Raw genomic sequence first — 24214 nt, forward strand, 5'->3', positions numbered from 1 at the left:
GTGAGCGTTTCGCTCGTATCTATAGATAAAACAAAAACCCTCGCAAAATTGCGAGAGTTTTTGTTTTATAATGCAGCTACATTTTTATTAAAGAAATCTTTAAATTTTTTGGTAGTGAGCATTTTATCAACCACTTTAAACTGAGATGCTTCCCCGCTGGTACGAGCGTCTCGCTCCCTGATAACAAAAAAAACCACCGCTTTGCGGTGGGTTCTTTTATTTATAAGATGGAACGTTTTGTTAAAAAACTCACTCAAAATCCTGCAAACTACTGTAATTCCACGCCGCTACAAAAATTCCCGCCGTTTCCGTTCTTAATCGCTGATTGCCCAAAGAAACAGCCTTTACGTGATGCTCCGCCAATAATTCGATTTCCCTTTCAGAAAAATCACCTTCCGGACCGATGAGGAAAGTCACTTGGTCAAGCTTCGGGATATCGCTTAAAGCAATCCGGTAAAGGTTTTCGTGACAGTGAGCCACAAAGGTATTTTCGGGGCGGATTATTTTTAAAAAATCCTGGAGCTTAACGCTGTCATTAATAACCGGAAAATGAAACCTCAGGCTTTGCTTGGATGCGGCAATTGCCTGTTTTCTCAGTTTGTCGATATTCAGGTTTTTGCGTTCCGTTTTTTCGGTTTGTAAAATAGTAATCTCAGAAATTCCCATTTCTACGGCTTTCTCTGTAAAAAACTCGATACGGTCAATGTTTTTCGTGGGAGCAATCGCAATATGTAATTTTGGATGAAAATCAGGCAGGCCGGTTTTAATTTCATCAACTGAAATTGTTGCTTTCTTCCCTTCAATCACCAGCTTTCCGGAAGCGAGATTTCCTTTCCCGTCGGTAATAAAGATCTCTTCACCCTCCTTCATCCGCAGCACCTTTACAATGTGTTGTTGTTCTTCATCATTGATCGTTACTTTACCCTCTTCAATTTCTCCGTAAAATAATTTCATTACAAATCGTATTTCGCCGTTGCACTCGTTCTCAAATCCGTAAATTCTCCTCTTTCAAATTTCAGCTGCGCCACCATCGCAATCATCGCTGCGTTGTCTGTGGTATACTCGAATTTCGGAATGTAAATATTCCAGCCGAGCTTTTCCTGATTCTCCTGCATCGCTTTTCTCAAACCCGAATTGGCAGAAACACCGCCTGCAATAGCCACTTCATTAATATGTAAATCTTTCGCAGCCTTCTCAAGCTTGTTCATCAGGATTTCTACAATGGCTTTTTGCACCGAAGCACACAGATCATTAATATTATTTTTAACAAAATCCGGATCTTTTTTTACTTCTTTCTGAATAAAATACAATACGGAAGTTTTTATTCCGCTGAAAGAATAATCATAATTTTCCAGCCTCGGTTTGTTAAATGTAAATGCATCAGGATTACCTTCCTTAGCAAGCCTGTCAATGATTGGTCCTGCTGGGTAATCAAGGTCGAAAATCTTTCCGATTTTATCAAAAGCTTCGCCGGCAGCATCATCGGTTGTTTTCCCGATAATTTCCATGTCAAAATAGTCTTTTACCAGGACGATCATCGTGTGTCCGCCGCTTACGGTAAGGCATAAAAAAGGGAACTTGGGCGGCATAGGATTTGCATCCTCAATGAAATGCGCTAAAATATGTGCCTGAAGGTGGTTTACTTCAATCAGCGGAACGTCTAAGCTCATTGCCAAAGACTTAGCAAAGGAAGTTCCCACAAGAAGAGATCCCAAAAGACCGGGACCCCGGGTAAAACCTATCGCGGAAATTGCATTTTGTTGTATATTTGCTTTAGTTAGAGATTTTTCAACAACCGGAATAATATTTTGCTGATGAGCACGTGAAGCAAGCTCAGGAACAACACCGCCATATTCTTTATGGATTGCCTGATTTGCAGCAATGTTCGACAGAATAGAATTTCCCTTGATAATAGCTGCTGATGTATCGTCGCAGGACGATTCAATACCTAAAATTATAGAGTCGCTCATAATAATGGCAAAGTTAGAGAATAATAACGAGAATGAGAACAAAAAATCAGTAGCTGAAAACTTAGGTAATCAGGTACAAAAAGCCGTTGAAAATGCCGGAGATAAAGTGAAGGAGACCGTAAAAGAAGCTTCTGAGCTTGCTTCTGATGCGATTAAGCATCCGGTAGAAACTGCCGAAGAATTCGGGAAACAGGCCGTGAAAGACGTTACCAGCTATTCATGGTGGGCCCGCCTGCTTTTGATTCTTTTCTGGCTCGGGCTCGGTCTGGTGGCTGCCATTTTTATTGCAATAAACCTGCCCGTTACCAAACAATGGGCTGCAGATCAGGCGCTGCAGGTTGTAAACAGGGATTTCAAAGCACAAATGTCAACAGAAAGCGTTGAAGTCAATTTTTTCGGAAACGTAAAAGTTAAAGGATTAAAAATCAAAGACTACAAAGGATACGATTTTATTCAGTCCAGAGAATTTATTGCCAATTCAAACTGGCTTTCTTTATTTAGCAACATTACCAAAAAAAATTCGCTAAGTTTTAATTCTCTTACGCTAAAAAATGCCGATGTTAAAGTAATTACCTACAAAGGCGACAGCATATCAAACTTTATCCGTTTTACCCAGCTTTTTGACAGCGGTAAAAAAAGAGATCCCAACAAACCTCCTTTTCAGCTGGATTCAAGACTACAGATCCTCGATTCTAAAGTTTCCATTGTGAATTTAAATTCCCCCGGAGAAAAAGGAAAATGGTTAACGGCAACCAACTTTAATCTGAAAGCACCGAATGTAAAAGTTAACGGGAGAAATATTTCCGCGCTCATCAATAATATGTCGTTCACAACAACAAGATGGGGCAAATCTCATTTCGTCGATACGTTTTCAACGGAACTTTCCATGACACCGGATTATCTTTCTTTGAAAGATCTTACTTTAAATACAGATCATTCACTTTTGCAGGGCGATATAAAATTTAACCTTCATGATGACGGTTCCTGGGCAGATTTTGCCGATAAGGTAAAATGGGAAATGAATCTCATGCAGGGAAGCCAATTGAGCGGATATGACATCAGCTATTTCGTGACCAACTGGGATAATTTCAAGCCCTTTAATATTTCAGGGAAAATGGCCGGTCCGCTGAATAATTTCAGACTGGATAATTTCCTCATAAGAAATCCTGATGTTAATATTGCGACTAAATCAATGAAGGTCGACAGATTATTAAAAGGTAACTTTTTAATCGAAACTCCTGATCTTTCCGCAGATTTTACCTATAAAGACCTGAAAGCCATGATGCCTTCATTCATCGCAACAAAGATGAAGAACTTTGCGGATGACTTTGGCAAATTAAAATACAACGGAACAGCAAGCGTTAATCCTAATAAAGTATATGTAGCCAGCGGTAACCTCATGACCGGAATAGGGCAGGCAAAAATTACTCAGTTTTCATTAACGGAGTACAGCTCGTCAATGCCGAAATACGTCGGAATTGCCGAAGTGAAAGATTTAAATACTTCCGTGATTACAAAAAATAAATCGGTTGGTTTGATTTCCGGAAGATTCGATATCAACGGGCAGAGCTTCGATGTCAACACCATGAAACTGACCACGAAATCCAGAATTACCAGTGTTGAAATCATGAATAAAGAAATCAATAACGTTTATCTGGAAGGTATTCTTGATCATAAAAAATACAACGGCCTCATCACCGTAAACGATGAACAGGCAAAAGCCAATATCAAAGGATTAATTGATTTCAGCACTTCAAGAATTATGATGAATGTAAATGCTGATGTTAATTATCTGAATATGAATTATTTTACCAATACTCCCGGAACCCAGATCGTGAGCGGAAAGGTGAATGGTAAAATGGCTATGTCTTCAATCAATGATCTTACATTGGATGTTGATGCAAACGGAATAAGTTTTGCGACAGCCACTCAGAAATATTATATTCCTACAGCCAAACTGAAAACATTTATGGAAAACGGCGGCCGTGTAATTGATGTAGATGCGCCCGGAGCCGTAAACGGAAAAATATCAGGAAGATACAACCTTGGAGATCTTCCAGGAATGATAGAAAACGGCTTGAACAGAATTTTGGTGGGCCCCGCTCCGAGAAAAATATACAGAGGACAGAGCTTTGCCATGGATTTTGATGTTGAGCAAGGTTTGGTAAGCTATTTCCTTCCTGATCTTAAATTACCGCAGGGCGCAAAAGTAGAAGGGCAGTACGATGGAAATTCAAATAATTTGATTTTAAATCTCGATGCCGCTTCTTTAAAGTACATCATGACCAAAACCCGTGAAATCACGGAAGCTGACAGAGCGCTTGCAGCAGCCAATCCTGCTTACACTATTAACGAGAGAGATAATGTTACCAGGGACAGCGCAATGGTAGACAGCGTGATGGTGAGAATCAATACCGCCAATCTTGATGAGCAGATTTTTGCGAAAATCAACAGGTTACAGTACAACAAAAATATTCTCAAGGATGTTACACTAAGCGGAAGAAATGAGAACAATACGATCCTTCATTTAGCAGCAAAATTTAAACACGGAAGTCCAGAAGATGAGCTTGATGATACGATGAAGGATTATGCGATCAATATCAACCAGTCAACCAATGCGGGAGGCGACTTTATATTCAGGTTTGAGCCTACGGAAGTGAAATTTAACGAAGTAACATGGGCGATTGATACCAGCCCTGAACTGGATCATTCCATTACCTACCGTAAAAATGAAAAAGATTTTGACATCAGGAACCTGAGGATTTATTCTGAAAATAGCTCATTGCTGGTTAAAGAAGCGCAATTCAAATCAGCTAAAGATTTTTATGTGGATGCCGAAGTCAATGATTTTTCCATAGAAAAGCTCCTGGAAATGCAGCCGGGGGGTAATACGATGAATATTAAAGGCCTTGCCAACGGTAGTGTGCAAATCCGCATGGATAAAAGTACGCTCCAGCCTTTGGTGGATATGACGATTGATGATATCATGATGAACGGAAACGATATGGGTGATATTACAATTTCTGCAACCAACGGATTTTCTTTAAATGTCTATGATGTGGACATCAGGGTGAATTCTGCAGGAGTGATAGGAAATAACAGCCTTCATGTAACCGGAATCGTAAACAATAATACTTCTTCACCTACCATAGATCTTACGGCAGAAATGCGTGAATTTGATATTGCTTTTGCACAGCAGTTTGTGACCACTGTTTTTGGAAATTTAAGAGGTAAAGCTACCGGAGATCTTAAGATCAGCGGAAAATTCAGCAATCTGGATTACAGTGGAGATATTGCTTTAAAAGGTTTCGGGCTAAAGCTTTTATTTACAGGAGTAGATTATTCTTTTGATGATACCGTAATTCCGCTTACAAAGGGTCTTGCTATTCTCAATAATATCGGAGTTCATGACGGAAGAACAAACTCCAGCGGAAACATATCGGGAGCGATTCAGTTCGAAACCCTTTCTTCAATGGGGGTCAACCTTGTAATGCGTGCGGATAATCTATTGGTTCTGAATACCACTCAAAAAGATTACGACCTGTTCTGGGGAAGGGTGTACGGACAGGGAGACCTCTATGTGGATGGTCCGGTTTCAGGTTTAAGCCTTTCGACTCCGAATATGAAAGCATTAAGCGGAAGTACTTTCACCTTCAATTCGGGATCTACTTCCAATGTTGAAGAATTTAAAATGCTGAGGTTCCTGAAAGAAGGTAAAGATGGTCTCGTCACTTTAGAAGAAAAGAAAAAGACCGGAGCCAACATGAATATTGATTTTGCGCTGGACGTCGACAAAGGAACTACGGTAAACGTACTGATAGGGGATGAGGTAGGAAATATTACGGTAAAAGGCGCGGCCGAAAAGCTGCGTTTCCAGATGAGCAGACAGGGAAATATTGCCATGAACGGAACCTATAAAGTAGAAAACGGAACTTTCGTTTCAAAAGCCATTCTTAATAAAACCTTCCAGATTGAAAAAGGCAGCAGTATCCGTTGGGATGGTGATGCCATGAAACCTGCACTGGATATTACAGCCAACTATGTAAGAATGGTTTCCAATGCCGGAGAATACCTGAATATGGGAAGCCTTCAGCCAATCAGTATTTTGCTCCAGGCTAATATTACACAGTCTCTTGTAGATCCTAAAGTTGATCTGGATGTTACCGCACTGGATGTTTCCAGCCAGGTTAAAGAAACACTGGCCGCAAAAATGAGCCAGGAAGGGGAAAAGGTTTTGCAATTCGGATCTGTACTGCTTCTAAACAGTTTTAACGTTTCTAAAACCGGAGGAGTAGATGTTGACGTGGCAGGTGTTGCCGAATCTTCCGGATACAACCTTCTTCTAAAACAGCTGGGTTCTGTGCTTAATACCATGAGTAATGAATTCCAGATTGACCTTAATTATGTGAAAGGAGACCAGTATTCCAATACAGGAGACCGTGCCAATGCAGGGGTGAGTTTTGCGCTTTCGCCGAGAATAAAAGTGAAAACCGGTTTGGGAATTCCTCTCACCAGAACAGAAAATACCGAAGCCAATTATCTTTCCGGAGAAGGAACGATTGAATATGATATTTCCAAAAAGAATGACGGAAGCCTTGTATTAAGAGGATATTCAAAACCATCCAATATCGGCGTTGTTAATGGTGCAGGATCAAACGGTGCTGCCAATCAGGCGTATGGCGGAGGTATTGTATGGAGCAAGAGCTTCAATTCCTTATTTAAAAAGAAGAAAAAAGATAAAAAAGCACCTGAAGAGAAAACAGAAATAAAAACAGATTCTACAATATCAAATGCGAAATAATTCTAAATTTATAATGATTTTTCTTATATGTGTTAATTATTGTTAATATTTAATATAATTTTTTTAGTTAAATTATTTTTTATAAATTTGCAAAAAATACATTGTTTTTTTAAGAAAATTGTAATTTAACTAATATGAACTATCAACTGGACGAAATAGACAAGAAAATTCTTGATTTCTTAGTAGAAAACACAAGAATGCCTTTTACAGAAATTGCTAAACAGATGGATGTTTCCGCTGGTACAATTCACGTAAGAGTGAAAAAGATGGAGGATGCAGGTATTATTTTGGGATCATCTCTTAACATCGATTATGGAAAATTAGACTATCATTTTACGGCTTTCATAGGAATTCTTCTGACGAAATCCAACAGAACTCAGGAAGTTTTAAAAGAGCTGTCTACCATTCCAAATGTAATTGAAGCAAGCGTTATTTCCGGAAAATATAATATCTTCTGTAAAGTAAGAGCTAAAAATACAGACGACGCAAAAAGAATCATTTATCAAATCGATGATATTCAGGATGTAATGAGAACAGAAAGTATGATTTCCATGGAAGAATACTTAAGCGACAAAAACAGACTGATTAACGCTATTTCCGTATAATCGCTTTACAAAACAAATTATACTAAAGAACTTATGAAATCTCTCATAAGTTCTTTATTTTTGTACCTATGGAAGAATACAGCTATTTTGATGAAGATCCTAAAAAAGGATGGGGCTTTATCCTCGCATTTGCAGCCCTGATGCTATTTACCCTGATGGGATTCGGGATTGATCTTGACGAGTATTTACAGCACGAATACCTTAATATCCCAAGATGGTATTTCTACGTGATTTTTGCCGTTGATGCTTTGATGGCGATAAGTTTAGTGCTCATGTTTTTCTACAGAAAAATCGGCATTTTTGCCTTTCCTGCGCTGCTGGTTTTACATTTCTTTATGCACAATTATTACCTGTCTACATTCCTGTATACAGATGTAACCAATCTTTTCCTTTTCACAGGTTTCGGAATGCTGGCGATTATCCCCAAATGGAAGTTTTTCAGGTGATTTTTGTAAAAAGATAAAAGATAAAGATAAAAGATAAAGATAAAAGATATTAATAAACATCAATAGGAGCGGGCTTTAGCCCGCTTTCTTATTTTAGTATGAGGGCTCGGCTTTAGCCAAAACTTACTATTGATTTTAAATTTAAAAGTAAAAAAGTCCTCAACACTGAGGACTTTTTTAATATGTCGAATTTTATATAACTAAGCTAAAATTCTTTTCACCGCTTCTTTCACCGCAGCCGAATCAATCTTGTATTTCTTCATCAGTTCAGCAGGTGTTGCAGATTCTCCGAAAGTATCATTCACCGCTACAAATTCCTGTTTTGTCGGTCTTCTTCTTGCCAACATTCCGGCAATAGATTCTCCCATTCCTCCAAGATAATTATGTTCTTCAGCCGTTACGATCTTTCCTGTTTTTTCAACTGATTTTAAGATAATTTCTTCATCTAAAGGCTTAATCGTGTGGATGTTTATTACCTCACATGAAATTCCTTCTTTTTCAAGCTCATCTGCAGCAACCAGCGATTCCCAAACCAGGTGGCCTGTTGCAACAATCGTTACATCAGTCCCTTCCTGAAGCAAAATTCCTTTTCCGATCTCGAAAGGCATATCTTCAGGCATAAAAACAGGAACGGTTGGTCTTCCGAATCTTAAATAAACAGGGCCTTCATGTTCAGCAATAGCAATCGTCGCTGCTTTGGTCTGGTTGTAATCGCAAGGGTTGATTACCGTCATTCCCGGAAGCATTTTCATCATTCCGATATCTTCCAGAACCTGGTGTGTTGCACCGTCTTCCCCTAAAGTAAGGCCTGCGTGGGAAGCACAAATTTTTACATTCTTATTGGAATATGCAATAGACTGACGAATCTGATCGTACACCCTCGAAGTGGAAAAGTTCGCGAAAGTTCCCGTAAAAGGAATTTTTCCCGTGATGCTTAATCCTGCTGCCATACCCATCATATTCGCTTCCGCAATACCCACCTGGAAGAATCTTTCGGGAGCTTTTTCTATGAATTTCTCCATTTTCAGAGATCCGATAAGGTCTGCGCAAAGTGCTACAACATTGGGGTTTTTATCTGCAAGCTCAGCCAATCCGGCTCCGAATCCTGAACGTGTATCTTTTTTTTCTGTATATGTAAATTTCATTTTTTCTAACTATTAATTAAGATTACTTATTATCAATTGCTCATTACTTATAATTAATAATCAGCCGGAGCTTCTAGATACAATTGTTTGAAAGCGGTATCCAATTGCTCGTCATTAGGAGCTTTCCCATGCCAGGCGTGGGTTCCCATCATATAATCTACTCCGTTACCCATGATGGTGTGAAGAATAATGGCAACAGGTTTTCCTTTTCCTGTTTCGGTTTTTGCTTTTTCAAGAATTGCAATTACCGCTTCAAGATCGTTACCGTTTTTCTCCTCCAAAACCATCCACCCGAACGCTTCCAGCTTGGCGTGAAGATTTCCTAAAGAAAGCACATTATCTGTACTTCCGTCAATTTGTTGTCCGTTATAATCAATAGTAGAAATGATATTGTCAACTTTTTTGGAAGCTGCATACATAAAAGCCTCCCAGTTTTGCCCTTCCTGTAATTCACCGTCGCCCTGTAAAGTATATACTAAAGAACTATCACCATCTATTTTCTTACCCTGAGCCGCACCTAAAGCAACAGAAAGTCCCTGTCCCAAAGAACCTGAAGCCACTCTCACACCCGGAAGCCCTTCATGAGTGGTAGGGTGTCCCTGTAATCTGGAGTCTAATTTTCTGAAAGTTCTCAGTTCATCAGCAGGGAAAAACCCGAACCTTGCCAAAGTAGAATAGAAAACAGGAGAAATATGCCCGTTTGAAAGATAGAAATGGTCTTCGTTTTTACCTTCCATGGTGAAAGGAAGATTATAGTTCATTACCTTTCCGTAAAGGGCTGTGAAAAATTCGGTACAGCCTAAGCTTCCTCCCGGATGACCGGAATTCACAGCATGAACCATTCTTAAAATGTCTCTTCTGATCTGCGTGGTAAGAGATTTTAGCTCTTCGATGCTTTTACTCATTATATAAGATTTATTTTAAAGCGAATTTACAATTTTTTAGCGGCTTACGGAAATGTAAAAACCCGGATTTGTTTCCGGATTTTAATCTCTTGGCGTATTTTAATGATAAGTATTTTTAATTAAAAATCAATGGTTTTTATAATGTAACGATCTGATAAGTATTATTTTAAATTTTTACGATACATTAATTGTTCATTTGAAACGATAAGATAATGCAAATACATCAGAATTAAATTACTTTTCTCCTGATCAGCCAAAGTCCGATAAAAGTAAGCAGTCCGTTAATAATTAAAAGCTCCAAACCGATTTTAAATTCCCCGAAAATTTTTTCCTGGTATTTGTCAATAAAGAAAGAAATTACCGGTGCTGCAATACAGACAAAAGGAACCAGCTTATCTTTCACCTTATATTTTGTGAAAATCCCGAAAGCGAATAATCCTAAAAGAGGGCCGTACGTAAATCCGGCAAGCTTCAGAATCAGCCCGATCATGGAATTATCATTAATTACTTTAAAGATAATTACCATTACCAAAAAAGATAAAGCAACCAGAAGGTGGACGTTTTTCCTGAATTTTTCCTTTTTCCCGTCGTCCCAGTGTGTTTTTTCCCGCATTCCGAAAATATCGATGCAGAGCGATGAAGTTAAAGCTGTCATTGCACCATCCGCACTTGGAAATAAGGCAGAAATTAAAGCAATGATAAAAATAATGGAAATAAATGGCGGCATGTGATTCAGCGCGATATCCGGAAACAGTTGGTCGCCTGCGCTTGAAACGTTTTCCTGGACACCGTAAAGGTGAAGAAGGCCTCCCATATAAAGGAATAATGAAATGACTCCCAATAAGATAAATCCTAAAGTCACCATATTTTTCTGAGAATCTTTCAGTCTTGTTACCGAAAGGCTTTTCTGCATCATCTCCTGATCAATTCCTGTCATGGTAATGGTAATAAAAGCACCCGCAAGGATCTGTTTAATAAAGAAACTTTTCTGATTCGGATCAAAATCAAAAATTTTTGTGTAGCCTTTTTCGTTCATTGCTGTAAAGCTTTCTCCCACATTCAGTCCAAGATGGTTGAGCATATAAACCGTACATATAATCAGTCCCAGAAGCATACAGGAAGTCTGTAAAGTATCTGTCCATACAATGGTTTTTACGCCACCTTCATACGTGTAAAGAATAATCATGCCCAAGATAATAAGGGTAGTCACAATAAAAGGAACATCCAGACTATCAAGAATGGAAATCTGTAGAATATTCACCACAAGGTATAATCTCGCCGTAGCACCCACCAATCTTGAAACAATAAAGATCCATGCACCGGATTTATAAGAAAGCTGTCCCATTCTCTGCTGAAGATAGCCGTAAATAGAGGTCAGTTTCAATCTGTAATATAAGGGAAGAAGAACGTAGGCAACAACAATGTAACCAATGAGATAGCCTAAGGTAATTTGTAAATAGGAAAATTTGTCATTTCCCACTGATCCGGGAACACTTACAAAGGTAACCCCAGATAAAGAGGTGCCGATCATTCCAAAGGCAACAAGCATCCAGTTACTTTTGCGGTTTCCTATAAAGAAACTTTCATTATCACTTCCTTTTCCGGTTTTGTATGCTACCCAAAGAAGCAATGCGAAGTATATAATGATAATGGATAATAAAATAATCGGAGACATGTTCTGTTTAAATTAAATTTTAGCAAATATAGTTTTTTTATATTCTGCTCAAAAAAAATAAAAACCTTCCGGATTTGTCCCGAAAGGTAGTTTTAAAAAATTAAGGTTAATTTAATCTCAGCCTTGATCTTAAGCTAATCCTAAGCCTGTGCCTGATTCACCAGCACGTCCTGAAGCTCCTCATGTTTCTGGAAGGTGGCTTTTGCAAAAGGACACAGCGGAATGATTGTCTTTCCGTTCTTTCTGGCAAAATCTACCGAGGCCAGTAGCATTTCTTTGCCAACGCCTTTTCCGTTGTAGGCTTCCTCCACTTCGGTGTGATCTATGATGAATCTTTCTTCTCCCGCCCAGGTATACGTCATTAAGCCTGCACGCTTGCCATCTATAAAGGCTTCAAAATTTCCGTTTTTTTCGTTGTTGCTATGTTTTACTTCAATCATTGTTATGAAAATTTGGTTAATATTTCAATATCGTTGGTTAGTATTTTATGAATAGGGCATGCATCTGCAATAGCTCTTAATCTTTTGATCTGTTCTTCATCAAGAATAGTGCCTTCAAAAGTAATGTCTCTTTTAAAAATTGCTCTTTTGGTTAAAGGAAAATTTTCAAGTTCTACTTCTACATTAATGGTTTCAACGCTCCATTCTTTTCGGTCGATGTACATTCTCAGGGTAGCCGCAGTACAGCTTGCCAGTGATGTTGCCAGAATCTCAAATGGGTTGAAGCCTTTGTTTCCGCCGCCTTTATCCACCGGCTCGTCGGTGATCAATATGTTTTCCCCGGCGACAACTTCGGTGTAATATCTTTCTTTGCCTAAGCTTGCTTTTACGGTGATGGCCATTATATTGCTGTATTGAATTTATAACTTAATGCTCCGGAAGGGCAATGATCAATTTGGTTTCTGAGTTCTTCTGCTGTTGCATTTTCAGGTTTCACCCAGGGTCTTTCCTTAGGATTGTACACCTTAGGAAGCATTTTTACGCAAGCTCCTGCGTGAATACATTTTTTTGGCTGCCAGATGACTGTTATTTCTCCTGCTGCATATTCGTGTGTTTCCATATCATTTTGGTTTAAAGTTTTTCTATTTTCTTTCCGGATTCAGCTATGTTGATGACACTTTCATTGAAAGTTTCGGACTTCTTTGGAAATCAGTTTCTGATCTGATTTTGAAAATTTAATATTTTATCTTTCAGTTCCTTCAGCAATGCGGGATCAATGACACCGGTTTCCATGTCGAAATTCTCGTAGAATTTTGGCAGTGAAAAAGTCTCTTTTACATCACCTCCGAAGTTCGGGAAAAATGTTTTGGCCGTATTCATTACATTTCCGCCGCCGTATCCTCCCGGAGAGGTTGACATCAAAAGCATTGGCTTGTTTTGAAAGACTTTTACGTTAATTCTTGAAGCCCAGTCGAAGACGTTTTTAAAAGCAGCACTGTATGATCTGTTATGTTCGGCAAGAGAACAGATGATGGCTTCACATTCTTCAATCACTTTTAAAAAATGATAAGCTTCATCCGGAAAGCCTTTCTTTTCGCGGTCTACAGAAAATACAGGCATGTCGAAATCATTTAAATCAATTAAATTAATTTCATGATCCTGAAAATCTTTTAAGACAAATTTTACAAGTTCCCTATTAATAGACGTGGAAGAAGTACTTCCGGCAAATGCTAATATTTTCATAGTTTATTTTTTTCTTCCTATGGCTTTCTGTTTAAAATGGCTTTCGGAAGCGGTACATAATCTTCCTCATCTCCCGGAACCAAAGGAAAAGCTTCATGATTCTGGTCGTTCCAGTTTACTTTTGCCTGTTCTATCAGTTCCCGGTCGGAATTTACAAAATTCCAGAATATAAAACGTTCTTCATCGAAAGGCTCGCCTCCGAAAAGATAAACCGTTCCGTTTTCACTCATATCAAATTCACAGAGTTTGGTGTCTTTGGCAATCATGAGCTGTTTGGAACCGTAAGAATTTCCGTCGGTAGAAACCGTTCCGTCCAGCACATACATGGCTGCTTCGCCGTAAAGATCTTTCCCGATGCTGATCTTTTTGGGATCTTTTGTTTTAATTTCAATAAAAAATAATTTACTGTGAACCGGAACCGGAGATCTTCTTCCGAACGCTTCTCCGGCAATCAGCTTATAATGAATGCCATCTTCTTCCCAAACCGGAATGTCGTTGGCTTCAGTATGATGAAAACTAGGTTCGGATTGTTCGAGATGTTTTGGTAAGCCCACCCAGATTTGGAATCCGTGAAGTCTTTTGTCGGAATGTCTCAGGTATTCCGGTGTTCTTTCCGAATGCACAACACCTTTTCCGGCAGTCATCCAGTTTACGGCTCCGGGCTGAATTTCAATCGCGCTTCCTATGCTGTCTCTGTGAAAGATTGAGCCTTCCAGAAGATAGGTTAATGTGGAAAGGCCAATATGCGGATGCGGCGGAACATCAAGATTTTGGTAATCCTTAAGATCGGCAGGACCCATGTGATCGATAAAAACAAAAGGCCCAACTGCTCTTTTTTCTCGGAAAGGGAGAAGCCTTCCCACCAGAAAATTTCCTATATCTGCAGATTTTTCTTCTATAATAAGTCCGATATTTGACATGATAATTAATTTTTTAAAAGCTAATGTATTTAAATTTTAGTGTGTTTAAGTATTCAGCAGGTTAAATTTGGCTGTACCCATGGAATCTTTCGTCTACCACACGTTTCCATTCGGGGTTTTTTCTGATGAACGACTGTATGTAAGGGCAAAAAGGCAATGCTTTTTTATGATGATCTTCAATAAAATGAAGTACTTTTTCCACAACAGCTTCTGCTGCACCGGTTCCGGCAATGAGAAGATCTGCTTCTGTATGGTTCAGGGCAACCTGGTTCCCCATCTGTCGGTAATCGATAAAGGCATGGTTTCCGTTGTATTCAATTTCAAATCGATCGCCGGTATCCTGCAAGGGAATAGGTTCGAATTCTGGTTTCATAGTTAATTGTTAAATTTTATAAGAATATGTCATGTCAGAAACTCAATTCTGAAACTTTCGTATTATAAAATGACAGGATTCTATAAACATTTTTCATAAAAATAAGGAAAAATAATAAACCGATTTTAGTTCTGGATTAAATTAATCCTCAAGATAGCCAAATCTTCCGAGATTATAGTCTTCAAAAGCCTGCATGATTTCCTTTCTCGAATTCATCACGAAAGGACCATGCGCATGAATGGGTTCGTTGAAAGGCATTCCGCTGATGATAAGTATTATACTGTTTTCTACTGCTTCCACTGTAAACGTTTCGCCTTGATTTTTAAACAAAACAAAATGATTAACCGGAATTTTCTCTTCATTATTGATAGCAGCGCCTCCCTCAATGATTAAAGCTGCCGTATTAAAATCGGCTGGAAAATTAAATTCAGCTTTTCCGTTTTTTTTCAGTTTTGCATTCATCACATGAACAGGGCTGAATGTAGAGGCCGGCCCTTTATAATGCTGATAGGTTCCTGCAATGATTTCAACAAAACCATTTTCGCCGAGGTCAACTTTTGTCATATCTGCATTACGGATGGCCTGGTATTTCGGGCAGCTCATTTTGTATACTGATGGTAGATTCACCCAAAGCTGAACCATCTGAAAAATTCCGCCTGTTTTGGCCCATTCCTTTTCGTGGTATTCTTTATGAAGAATTCCTTTAGCCGCTGTCATCCACTGTACATCGCCCTCACTGATAATGCCTCCTCCGCCTGCACTGTCGTGATGCTGTACACATCCGCTGTAAGCTATTGTAACGGTTTCAAAACCACGGTGCGGATGAACACCAACACCTCGTGGCTGATCTGTTCCGTTAAAATGAAACTTTGCATTGTAATCCAGCATGATGAAAGGATCCATTCTTTTCATATCTATTCCCTGAGTTCCCGGAATAAAATTGTGAACCCGGAAACCATCGCCTACAAAATGTGCAGGCTTTGGAGCTATGATCTTTTCTATTTGCTTAGTTGCCATAATTGTTGGTGTTTATGGCAAAAATAGATTAAGAAAAATCGTTGCGCATTGACCTGTGGTAATATCGGTTAGTTGGCTCAACGGATAATATTTTAACCGCAAAAGTTGTAATATATAAGAGAATTAGTTTATCAGCTTTAGAAAGAAGAATAAGTTTTTAGATTAAAAGATTTTCATTATATAATCATTCATATCAAAATTATTCTTCCTTAGATTTCATATTTTTTCCATCCGAAATATGAAGTCTCCTGAAAACAAATCCTGAAATAATGGTGAGAATCCCGATCGTAAGAAATGTATAACGAAACGCGTTATGGGGTTCACCATGAATAATTTCGGTGTTTTCAAAAATCTTTAAGACAATCAGTCCGAAAGCAATCCCAAATCCGATAGCAAGCTGTTGGTTAACGGATATGAGAGAATTTCCGCTGCTGGTCTGGAAATTACGGAGGTCTGCAATGGAAATCGTATTCATTGAAGTAAACTGGATTGAATTAAAAAATCCCAATACTGCAATTATGGGAACAAACCAATACAGAGAAGTATTTATATCAGGAATCGCAAGCAGGCAAATCAGTGTACCGATGATAAAAGTGTTGGTCATTAGCGTTTGCCGGTATCCAAATTTATCCAATATTTTTATGACATAGGATTTTCCGAAGATCGCTGTAAGGGCCATCGGAGCAATAATCCATCCTGATGTAACTGCCGATTGTCCGTATGCAATCTGAATCATTAACGGCAATAATAATGGAACAGAACTGATTCCCAGTCTTGTTGCGAGATTTCCCACAATTCCTACTCTAAAGGTTCTTACCTGGAATAAATTCAACGGGAAAATCGGGCTTTTATCTTTTTTCGCATGACGGTAATAGTAATACATGAAGAGAAATCCTAAAATAAAAACAATGAGAACCGGTGTTATATTCTGAAGATTTCCAAAAAGCTCAAGCGAAATGGAAAGAAGGAGGGAAGCGGCAGCGAAAATCAGGAAGCCTTTGAGGTCGAAATCAACATCTGCTGATTTATAATTGGGCATAAACTTTAATCCTAACGTTATTCCCAGAATACCGATCGGAATGTTAATGAGGAAAATCCAGTGCCATGAAAGGTAATCCACCATATATCCTCCGACAAGCGGGCCGAGAACCGGGCCGATTAATGCGGGAATAATGGCAAAATTCATCGCTTTTAGCAATTCATTTTTATCGAATGTTTTAATGAGAGCCAGTTTCCCTACAGGTGTCATAAGGCTTCCGCCGATACCCTGTACTACCCTTGAAATAACCAGGTGCGTAAGATTTTGTGAAAGGGCACAGAAGAGAGAACCCAAGCTGAATAATACGATAGAAAAAATGAAAATCTTTTTTGTGCCGAACCGGTCTGCCAGAAATCCGCTCGCCGGCATGAATACAGCTAACGTCAAAACATAGCTGATGATGGCATTCTGCATATTCAGCGGCGATTCTTTCAGGTCTCGGGCGATAGCAGGAAGTGAGGTGTTGAGAACTGTGGAGTCCAGCATCTGCATAAAAATTGCGGTTGCTAAAATCAGGGGTAATATTTTCTTTATCGAATTGGGTTGCGGAACAGCTTCTGACATTCTTTCTGATTACTGAAGTTTCTCCAGATTTATTTAGTTCAAAGAATTAAAATCTTAGTGTAACAGCAATATTTATTCCTTTAGATTTATTTTATTAAAAAATCGAGATTTTTGACACCAATAAAAAAGTCCCGCAGATGTTGCAGGACTTTTAATTTTATTTTCTTGGTTTTTCAACTCCTTTCCATTCGTCGCCAGCTTTTCTGTACTGGCTCAGTTCAAAGGTTTTGAAATCTTTTGTTTTGTACTCGATATTGTCGGTATTTTGCTCAAAAGGCATGATGTAGTAATAATCTGCATCCGTCCTGTCTGTCTTTGTTCCTTTTTTTACGGAAGGAACATATTTTGAGAATTTGTAGCCAGGGAGATATTGTTTTAATCTTGTATAGAAGGCTTTATTTTCTTTTTCATCCGGGATGATATTAACGATATTGAAATCGTCTTTCTTCTTATCGATCCACAGATAATAGGTTGTGTCTTCGCCTGTATTTCTGTTATTGGAGTTGAAAGCAAAAAGTTCTTTCGGCACAAGCTCCTTGATTTTTTCGGCGTCAACCTTTGTATAATATTGTCCTTTTGAAGGGTCTACATAAGTTTCAAGGTTGTACATCAAAACCGAGTTGTTCTCAAGGTTTTTATTTTTGAAATATTGGTTCAAAGATAATTCTGCAGTTTCTCTTAGTTCTTTTCCTCTGTCATCAAGCTTTTTGGTAAGATTCTGGGGGTTTACTTTCTTTACAAATTCGTATAAAACTTTCGGCTTTATATCTTTCAGGTGAGGGTATGTTTTCAGCTGTTCAGCTTTTACCAGCCAGTAGTATTGTTGATAAAAGTCTTCTTTATCTGCATCCTTCACGCTTTTATACGTCATTGCGAGCTTTTTGGAGCTAAGATATTTGCCATATTTTCCCTGTCCGAAAGCCAAAGTCATGGATAATAAAGCAAATAAGAGAGTAATGTTTCTTCTCATTTTTTTATAATTGATTTTTTCGTTTTCCAAATATAATTATTTATTAGATAATATTTTTTATTAACGGTTAAAATCTAACAATATTATTATCGTTACTGCAAAAGAAAATCCTGTATTGCTACAGGATTGATAAATTTTTATGTAAGTTGGATATTTTTAAGGTTTAGGATGTAGCTTTAAAATTGATAATATGGTATTTATAAAAATATCATGTATGGAAATAAAAATAATTTAAAAACCTAAAACCTCTTATACTCTCAAACTCTATTCCCGTAGGAAGTTTCATGCACTTTTACAGCTCTTCCGCTTGGGTCATTCATATTTTTAAAAGCTTCATCCCATTCCAGAGCAATGGGGGTTGAGCACGCCACGGAGGGTACGGACGGAACTGTAGCAGCGGCAGTTTCGCTTGGGAAATGTTCTTCAAAAATACAGCGGTAACGGTATTCTTCCTTATTCTGCGGAGTATTCAAAGGAAATCTGAATCGGGCGTTCGCCATCATTTCATCGGTCACTTCTTTTTCGGCAACCTCTTTCAGTGTATCAATCCATGAATATCCGACTCCATCCGAAAACTGCTCTTTTTGTCTCCAGGCGATAGATTCGGGAAGGAGGTCTTCGAAAGCTTTTCTCAATACCCATTTTTCAATCTTTCCTTCGGCGGCATTTACCATCTTGTCCTTCGGATTAATGGTCATCGCAATATCCATGAATTCTTTATCTAAAAAAGGAACGCGGCCTTCAATACCCCAGCTCATTAGTGCTTTGTTGGCGCGGAGACAGTCGTAGAGATGAAGTTTTCCCAGTTTTCTTACGGTTTCATCGTGAAATTCTTTCGCATTAGGTGCTTTATGAAAATATAAATATCCGCCGAATAATTCGTCAGAACCTTCTCCTGAAAGCACCATTTTGATTCCCATGGATTTAATAACTCTTGCCAGAAGATACATGGGTGTGGAAGCTCTTACCGTAGTAACATCATATGTTTCCAGGTGATAAATTACATCACGGATTGCATCAAGGCCTTCCTGAACGGTAAAGTTTACCTCATGATGAACCGACCCTATATGCTCTGCCGCTTTTTGAGCTGCTGCGAGATCCGGAGAACCAATAAGACCTACCGCAAAGCTGTGCAGTCTTGGATACCAGGCTTCCTGAGTGTCTCCGCTTTCCACCCTTTGTCTTGCATATTTTGCGGTTACTGCAGAAATTACGGAAGAATCGAGGCCACCGGAAAGCAGCACGCCATAAGGAACGTCGCTCATCAGCTGTCTGTGTACCGCATCTTCCAGCCCTTTTCTTAATGCATCAATATTTGTTTCGTTATCTTTAACTGCGTCATAGTTTTCCCATTCTCTTTTATACCATTGCTGAAGTTCACTTCCGTCTTTGCTGTACACCAAATGTCCGGGTAAAAAGGTTTCAATTTTTTTGCAGATTCCTTCCAATGCTTTCAGTTCGGAAGCTATGTAGTAGTTTCCGTTTTTGTCCCATCCCTGGTACAGCGGGCAAATTCCCATATGATCGCGGGCGATGAGGTAGATGTCGTTCTCGGTATCGTAGAGTGAGAAGGCGAAAATACCGTTCAGTTTTTCAATAAAATCTTTTCCGTATTTTCTGTAAAGCGCTAAGATCACTTCACAGTCCGACTGTGTCTGGAATTCGTAATCCGGGAATTCCTGCTTTAATTCTCTATGGTTATAAATCTCCCCGTTTACGGCAAGAACAACTTTTCCGTCTTTGGTAAAAAGGGGCTGCTTTCCTGATGTAGGATCTACAATGGCAAGTCTCTCGTGGGAGAACACTACTTCTTCATTCTGGAAAACCCCGCTCCAGTCTGGCCCTCGGTGGCGGATCTTTTTAGACATTTCAAGAACCTGGGGTCTTAATATTTCAGTTTTTTGTTTAGCGTCAAACAGACATACAATTCCACACATTATTTTATCATTTAATTTGAAACAAAAATATTGGTGTGGTTAATAATAAACAATAAAAAAAATCAATAAGTGTATATTTTTAACTTAATGGTTTATTATTTAGTAAAATTTTAATTATATGTGAAAATTTGTATGATTTTAGTTAATTTTTTTCACCGGCAATACTTGTATTAACCATATACAAAATAAAAATTAAATATTTATTAATCTATGATAATTAATTCCAAAAAAAAATACCATTACTTTGTGGCTCGAAATAATTTTTTTTCATCATTTGTGTTTTTACCTTCTTGCAGAGTCAATTTGCAAGAAGGTTTTTTTTATTCATTACCCAACAATACGCCAGAAACATTCCATGAACTAAAGCTGTTTCCTTCGGTTTGTCCCTGAGGAATTTTCACCTGAATCGTATGTTTTCCGGCTTTTAGATCTCCAAGAGAAATGAAATTCGGATTAGTAACGGTTCCGGGACACCAATTGGAGCGGCTAAGGTCTGATGAGGAGAGTCCGTCACCAAAATTCCCGGATGCCGGATTGTAAAGACGGTAAGAACCGCAATCTGATCTCCAGGGGATGAAAGAAAACACCATTTTTCCATCTAATAAAATAGAATTGGCTTTGGGTACAAATTCATCGCCGTTTTCCCAGCCTCCATGTCCGGTAGTGATATATCTTAATTGTGCGTTCTTTAAATCTTTTGCTAAAGTAAACTCAACCAGTAAACCTTTATCCTTATTGAACATGGTAGAGTAGTCCTGTCCTGCCATTTCCATGATGTTCAGGGTGTTGAATAAAGGAATCACCGTATTGTTTTTATGAATAGCCTGGCCGCTTTTATGAATGGTAATTTCCATGCTTATTTTGTGGCCGCCTTTATCATAGTTTCCTATAAAAGCTCCTATCCAAAGCTCTTTCTCGCTTAAAACAGGTTTTAGTTCTGTAACGTCTTGTCGGTACGGACTGATTGTCTGCCAGGTTTTGTTTTTAATTTGAATATGATTGAATTTATTAATTCCGAAAGCGGTAAAAAATCGCATCATTTCCACAGCAGGATTATAGTTTTCCGTGGTACTCACACCAAAATACTGCTTTCCGTTTCCATTGTCATAAACGGGAAGTTTTTTAACGCCATTTTCCAGTCCGTCCAGAAAAGATTCTTTTTTATCCTGCGGAATAAAGAATACGGTTCCCGTTCTGTCGTACGCATCACCGTTAGACTGCTGTTTCAGTTCAACAAAAATATGATCGCCTTCCTCTATTTTCGGGAATGTAATCTTTTTCAGGATAATGGTTCCATTGGCAAATCTTTTAATTTCATCATCTGATTTTGAATCTCCGGAAAAGTTGATGGTTTCGTTTTCAAAAACTGTCAGCGTGGTGAATCGGCTTTTCCAGAGCATGTCTTTGTAACCGAGCTGATCGGTAGAAATAACATTGCTGCTGAGAATTTTGTCAATATCCGTTTTCTTTACTTTTTTAATGGATGTTGCAGATACAAGGGAATTTTTATTTCTTTCAATCTCCAGTACGAATCCTAAGCTCTGTCCCAACACAGAAGGTCCGCCGTTTATTTTAAGATCTTTGGTATACCAGATTTCAATGGTATTGGAGTTGATTTTGGTTACTGCTTTCTTGCAGTTGTAACCTAAAATTTTCTTTGTTTCATTCGTGAATTCAAAAGTTTGCTTTGCCACTGATTCTGCATCGGTAGTGGATATGATTTCGTCCGGTTTCAAAAATGCATACGAGATGACGGTATTGGAAGGTTTTTCAATTTTGGTGATCTCAAACGGGAATTCTGCTTTTTGTTCCCTGATTTTTGTATTCAGAATAAAATTTTCCTTTTCGTTGGCCCAAACCACCGTGGTTGACTGATCCGGAACTGTTTTCCCATTATAGGAGCTTGTGTACTGTACTTCGTATGTTTGCGAAAAAGCAATTACTGAAAATACAATGAAGAAGCTGATTAAAATTTTTTGACGCATGTAAATTGATAGTTTTCACAAAGATAAATTTTAAATCTCTTTCATGTAGACTCAAATAAAAAACTACTCCAAAATAGAGTAGTTTCATATCCATATTTATAAATCATTTAAGAAACTCTTTCGATTAAAGCCATATAAAAGCCGTCATAGCCTTCACTTGGCATTACTTTCTCATCCTTGATCATTTTAAAGTTAGGATTGTTTTTCAGGAACTCTTTTACCTGCTCATTGTTTTCGGAAGGCAGAATAGAACATGTTGCGTAGACCATTTTCCCGCCTTTTTTCAGCATTTTGGAGTAATCCTGAATAATCTGCTGCTGCTCTTTTTTAATGCGGTCTATAAAATCCTGATCAATTTTCCATTTGCTGTCCGGATTTCTTTTTAACACACCAAGGCCTGAACAAGGTGCATCAATCAATAAACGGTCGGCTTTATCATGAAGCCTTTTGATGACTTTATTATCTGTAATCAGGCGGGTTTCAATATTATGGGCTCCGGCTCTTTTGGCGCGGCGTCTCAGCTCCGCAAGCTTCCAGTCGAAAATATCTAATGCGATGATTTGTCCTTTATTGCCCATTAATGCGGCAAGATGGAGTGTTTTTCCGCCGGCTCCGGCGCAGGCATCAACTACTCGCTGTCCTTCTTTAACATCCAGAAAATACCCAATTTTTTGTGAGGAAGCGTCCTGCACTTCAAACAATCCTTCTTTAAAAGCGGTGGTAAGGAAAACATTCTTTTTTTCTTCCAGCTGTACTGCATCCGGATAATTTCTAACAGGATAAGAAGTGATATTTTCGTCCGCAAGATCAGAAATAAGTTCTTTGGTGGTAGTTCTTAAAGAATTCGCTCTTAAAACAGTCGGTGCCTGCTCGTTTAAAGCATACATTTCTTTTTCCCATTTTTCGCCCAGTTCTTTTTCAAGGGTTTCGGCAAGCCATTCCGGAATGGAATGTTCTATGGCTTTTGTGGGAACAGTCCCTTTTTTCAGTTTCGTAAGAATGTCAGCAATTTTTATCCCGTCAAATTCTTCAAACTTTTTATAATTGGTTTTGCTCCACAACAGGTAAGCAATCATGAGTTTATAGACATTGTTGGGTTTCACTCCTTCACCCATGTAATATTCAAGGCGCTTTTTCCAACGGATGATGTTGTAAAAAATCTCAGAAACAACGGCTCTGTCCTGGCTTCCCCATTTTTTGTTTGCTTTTAAAAGTCTTTCGATCACTTTATCGGCATATTTGTTTTTCTCAAAAAATGTTTCCTGTAAAGCATCGTGAATACCGATGGCTAAGTTTCTGTGAATAAGTTCCATAAAGTTGGGTTCTGCTGTTTTGAATCTGCAAAAATACGAATTTAAGTTGAGATTGCGAGATGGAAAGTTTTTAACCTGCTTAATGAAATAAGTATAAATCCTATTCTTTCATCAAGTTTTCAGACATATCTCATGTTTATATTTTTTAATTAAAAACATTAAAAAATTACCTTTGCAAAAAATTAATACGATGAGTGATTCAGTACTTTGTCCGAAATGTGGCTCCGAATTTACCTATCCGAGCGATAATCTAATGGTATGTTCCCAGTGCTTTTACGAATGGAACCCTGAAGAGGTTGCTGCCGGTGCATCAGATTCAGGAAAAATTTTGGATTCGAATGGTAATGAACTGCAGGAAGGAGATTCGGTGGTCGTTATCAAAGATCTTCCGGTAAAAGGAGCCCCGAAGCCTGTGAAAGCAGGAACAAAAGTGAAGAACATCCGCCTGAGACCGGGCAGCGATCATAATATTGACTGCAAAATAGATGGTTTCGGTGCAATGGCCCTGAAGTCTGAATTTGTGAAAAAGGCATAAAAAAAAGGAAAGAATTGGACAGTGTAATCTTTCAAAAAACTAGATTGCAGAACTGCTAATTTTCGTTTTAGGAGGCAGAAAGAGAATTAACCAAAAATTTCCTTATGCTGTGGAAATACAAAAGTAAGAAAAAGTTTTAAACTGGGTTCTTACATTTGTATTTATTTATGCACAATTTTACAATAAGTATTGGAAAATGTGTTCATTATAATATTAAAATTAAAATAACAAACAGGAAAGTATCATTTTTTAAAGGAGCTTTTCCGGCTCTCGCTACTCGCTTTTTCCAGTTTTGGGGTTGGGGGGGGGGGGGGGGGGGGGGGGGGGGGGGG

21 protein-coding genes are annotated in these 24214 nt (G+C 38.5%); 4 read left to right on the forward strand and 17 right to left on the reverse strand.

Translation table 11 applies throughout. The annotated features are described in order from the left end of the window. Positions 1-249: 249 nt before the first annotated feature. Both SOP96_RS06745 and tsaD read right to left on the reverse strand, forming a co-directional pair. Positions 250-954 (reverse strand): RsmE family RNA methyltransferase, encoded by a 705-nt coding sequence (locus tag SOP96_RS06745; RefSeq protein ID WP_326320231.1) that lies wholly within the window; start codon positions 952-954, stop codon positions 250-252. Then, complete coding sequence (gene tsaD, locus SOP96_RS06750; RefSeq protein ID WP_326320232.1) at positions 954-1970, reverse strand: tRNA (adenosine(37)-N6)-threonylcarbamoyltransferase complex transferase subunit TsaD; 1017 nt, start codon at positions 1968-1970, stop codon at positions 954-956. Before tsaD ends, SOP96_RS06745 begins: the two co-directional genes overlap by 1 nt. Before the next feature lie 4 nt (positions 1971-1974). Here tsaD and SOP96_RS06755 point away from each other — a divergent pair, with 4 nt between their 5' ends. The 3 genes from SOP96_RS06755 to SOP96_RS06765 all read left to right on the forward strand — a co-directional run bounded on the left by SOP96_RS06755 (position 1975) and on the right by SOP96_RS06765 (position 7822). Further along, positions 1975-6771, forward strand: a complete 4797-nt coding sequence (locus SOP96_RS06755) for a translocation/assembly module TamB domain-containing protein (protein WP_326320233.1) — start codon at positions 1975-1977, stop codon at positions 6769-6771. 134 nt (positions 6772-6905) lie between these two features. Next, positions 6906-7376 (forward strand): Lrp/AsnC family transcriptional regulator, encoded by a 471-nt coding sequence (locus SOP96_RS06760; protein WP_029298841.1) that lies wholly within the window; start codon positions 6906-6908, stop codon positions 7374-7376. A gap of 68 nt (positions 7377-7444) precedes the next feature. Then, positions 7445-7822: a hypothetical protein gene (locus SOP96_RS06765; protein ID WP_326320234.1), complete on the forward strand. Its 378-nt coding sequence runs from the start codon at positions 7445-7447 to the stop codon at positions 7820-7822. A 200-nt stretch (positions 7823-8022) separates the two neighbouring features. Here the strand turns inward: SOP96_RS06765 and SOP96_RS06770 are convergent, their stop codons facing one another. The 15 genes from SOP96_RS06770 to SOP96_RS06840 all read right to left on the reverse strand — a co-directional run bounded on the left by SOP96_RS06770 (position 8023) and on the right by SOP96_RS06840 (position 23347). Next, positions 8023-8967 carry a transketolase family protein gene (locus SOP96_RS06770; RefSeq protein WP_326320235.1) on the reverse strand — a complete coding sequence of 315 codons (945 nt, stop codon included), beginning with the start codon at positions 8965-8967 and terminating at the stop codon, positions 8023-8025. A 53-nt stretch (positions 8968-9020) separates the two neighbouring features. Then, positions 9021-9872: a transketolase gene (locus tag SOP96_RS06775; RefSeq protein ID WP_326320236.1), complete on the reverse strand. Its 852-nt coding sequence runs from the start codon at positions 9870-9872 to the stop codon at positions 9021-9023. Positions 9873-10101: 229 nt separating this feature from the next. Continuing rightward, complete coding sequence (locus tag SOP96_RS06780; protein WP_326320237.1) at positions 10102-11547, reverse strand: sodium:solute symporter; 1446 nt, start codon at positions 11545-11547, stop codon at positions 10102-10104. 140 nt (positions 11548-11687) lie between these two features. Beyond that, positions 11688-11987, reverse strand: a complete 300-nt coding sequence (locus SOP96_RS06785; protein ID WP_326320238.1) for a GNAT family N-acetyltransferase — start codon at positions 11985-11987, stop codon at positions 11688-11690. Positions 11988-11989: 2 nt separating this feature from the next. Continuing rightward, on the reverse strand, positions 11990-12388 hold the full coding sequence (locus SOP96_RS06790) for an OsmC family protein (protein ID WP_326320239.1): 399 nt from the start codon (positions 12386-12388) through the stop codon (positions 11990-11992). Next, complete coding sequence (locus SOP96_RS06795; protein ID WP_326320240.1) at positions 12388-12606, reverse strand: (4Fe-4S)-binding protein; 219 nt, start codon at positions 12604-12606, stop codon at positions 12388-12390. Before SOP96_RS06795 ends, SOP96_RS06790 begins: the two co-directional genes overlap by 1 nt. Positions 12607-12695: 89 nt before the next feature. Beyond that, on the reverse strand, positions 12696-13229 hold the full coding sequence (locus tag SOP96_RS06800; RefSeq protein ID WP_326320241.1) for an NADPH-dependent FMN reductase: 534 nt from the start codon (positions 13227-13229) through the stop codon (positions 12696-12698). 17 nt (positions 13230-13246) lie between these two features. Beyond that, entirely contained in the window at positions 13247-14149 is a 903-nt protein-coding gene (locus tag SOP96_RS06805; RefSeq protein WP_326320242.1) for a pirin family protein, read from the reverse strand. A gap of 61 nt (positions 14150-14210) precedes the next feature. After that, complete coding sequence (locus SOP96_RS06810) at positions 14211-14522, reverse strand: GNAT family N-acetyltransferase (protein ID WP_326320243.1); 312 nt, start codon at positions 14520-14522, stop codon at positions 14211-14213. 141 nt (positions 14523-14663) lie between these two features. Further along, a complete protein-coding gene (locus SOP96_RS06815) occupies positions 14664-15539 on the reverse strand; it encodes a pirin family protein (protein ID WP_326320244.1) in 876 nt (291 codons plus the stop codon). Between the two features lie 199 nt (positions 15540-15738). Then, positions 15739-17142, reverse strand: a complete 1404-nt coding sequence (locus SOP96_RS06820) for an MFS transporter (protein ID WP_326320245.1) — start codon at positions 17140-17142, stop codon at positions 15739-15741. A gap of 157 nt (positions 17143-17299) precedes the next feature. Further along, positions 17300-18142: a hypothetical protein gene (locus tag SOP96_RS06825; RefSeq protein ID WP_326320246.1), complete on the reverse strand. Its 843-nt coding sequence runs from the start codon at positions 18140-18142 to the stop codon at positions 17300-17302. 227 nt (positions 18143-18369) lie between these two features. Further along, positions 18370-20049: an asparagine synthase B gene (gene asnB, locus SOP96_RS06830; RefSeq protein WP_326320247.1), complete on the reverse strand. Its 1680-nt coding sequence runs from the start codon at positions 20047-20049 to the stop codon at positions 18370-18372. Between the two features lie 320 nt (positions 20050-20369). Next, positions 20370-22034: a GLPGLI family protein gene (locus tag SOP96_RS06835; protein WP_326320248.1), complete on the reverse strand. Its 1665-nt coding sequence runs from the start codon at positions 22032-22034 to the stop codon at positions 20370-20372. A gap of 107 nt (positions 22035-22141) precedes the next feature. Continuing rightward, positions 22142-23347: an RsmB/NOP family class I SAM-dependent RNA methyltransferase gene (locus SOP96_RS06840; protein ID WP_326320249.1), complete on the reverse strand. Its 1206-nt coding sequence runs from the start codon at positions 23345-23347 to the stop codon at positions 22142-22144. Positions 23348-23537: 190 nt separating this feature from the next. Here SOP96_RS06840 and SOP96_RS06845 point away from each other — a divergent pair, with 190 nt between their 5' ends. Continuing rightward, positions 23538-23882 (forward strand): zinc ribbon domain-containing protein YjdM, encoded by a 345-nt coding sequence (locus tag SOP96_RS06845; RefSeq protein ID WP_326320250.1) that lies wholly within the window; start codon positions 23538-23540, stop codon positions 23880-23882. The last annotated feature ends 332 nt before the right edge of the window (positions 23883-24214 follow it).

It is taken from the genome of Chryseobacterium salviniae, from assembly GCF_035819015.1.
GTDB classification, from domain to species: Bacteria; Bacteroidota; Bacteroidia; order Flavobacteriales; family Weeksellaceae; genus Chryseobacterium; species Chryseobacterium salviniae.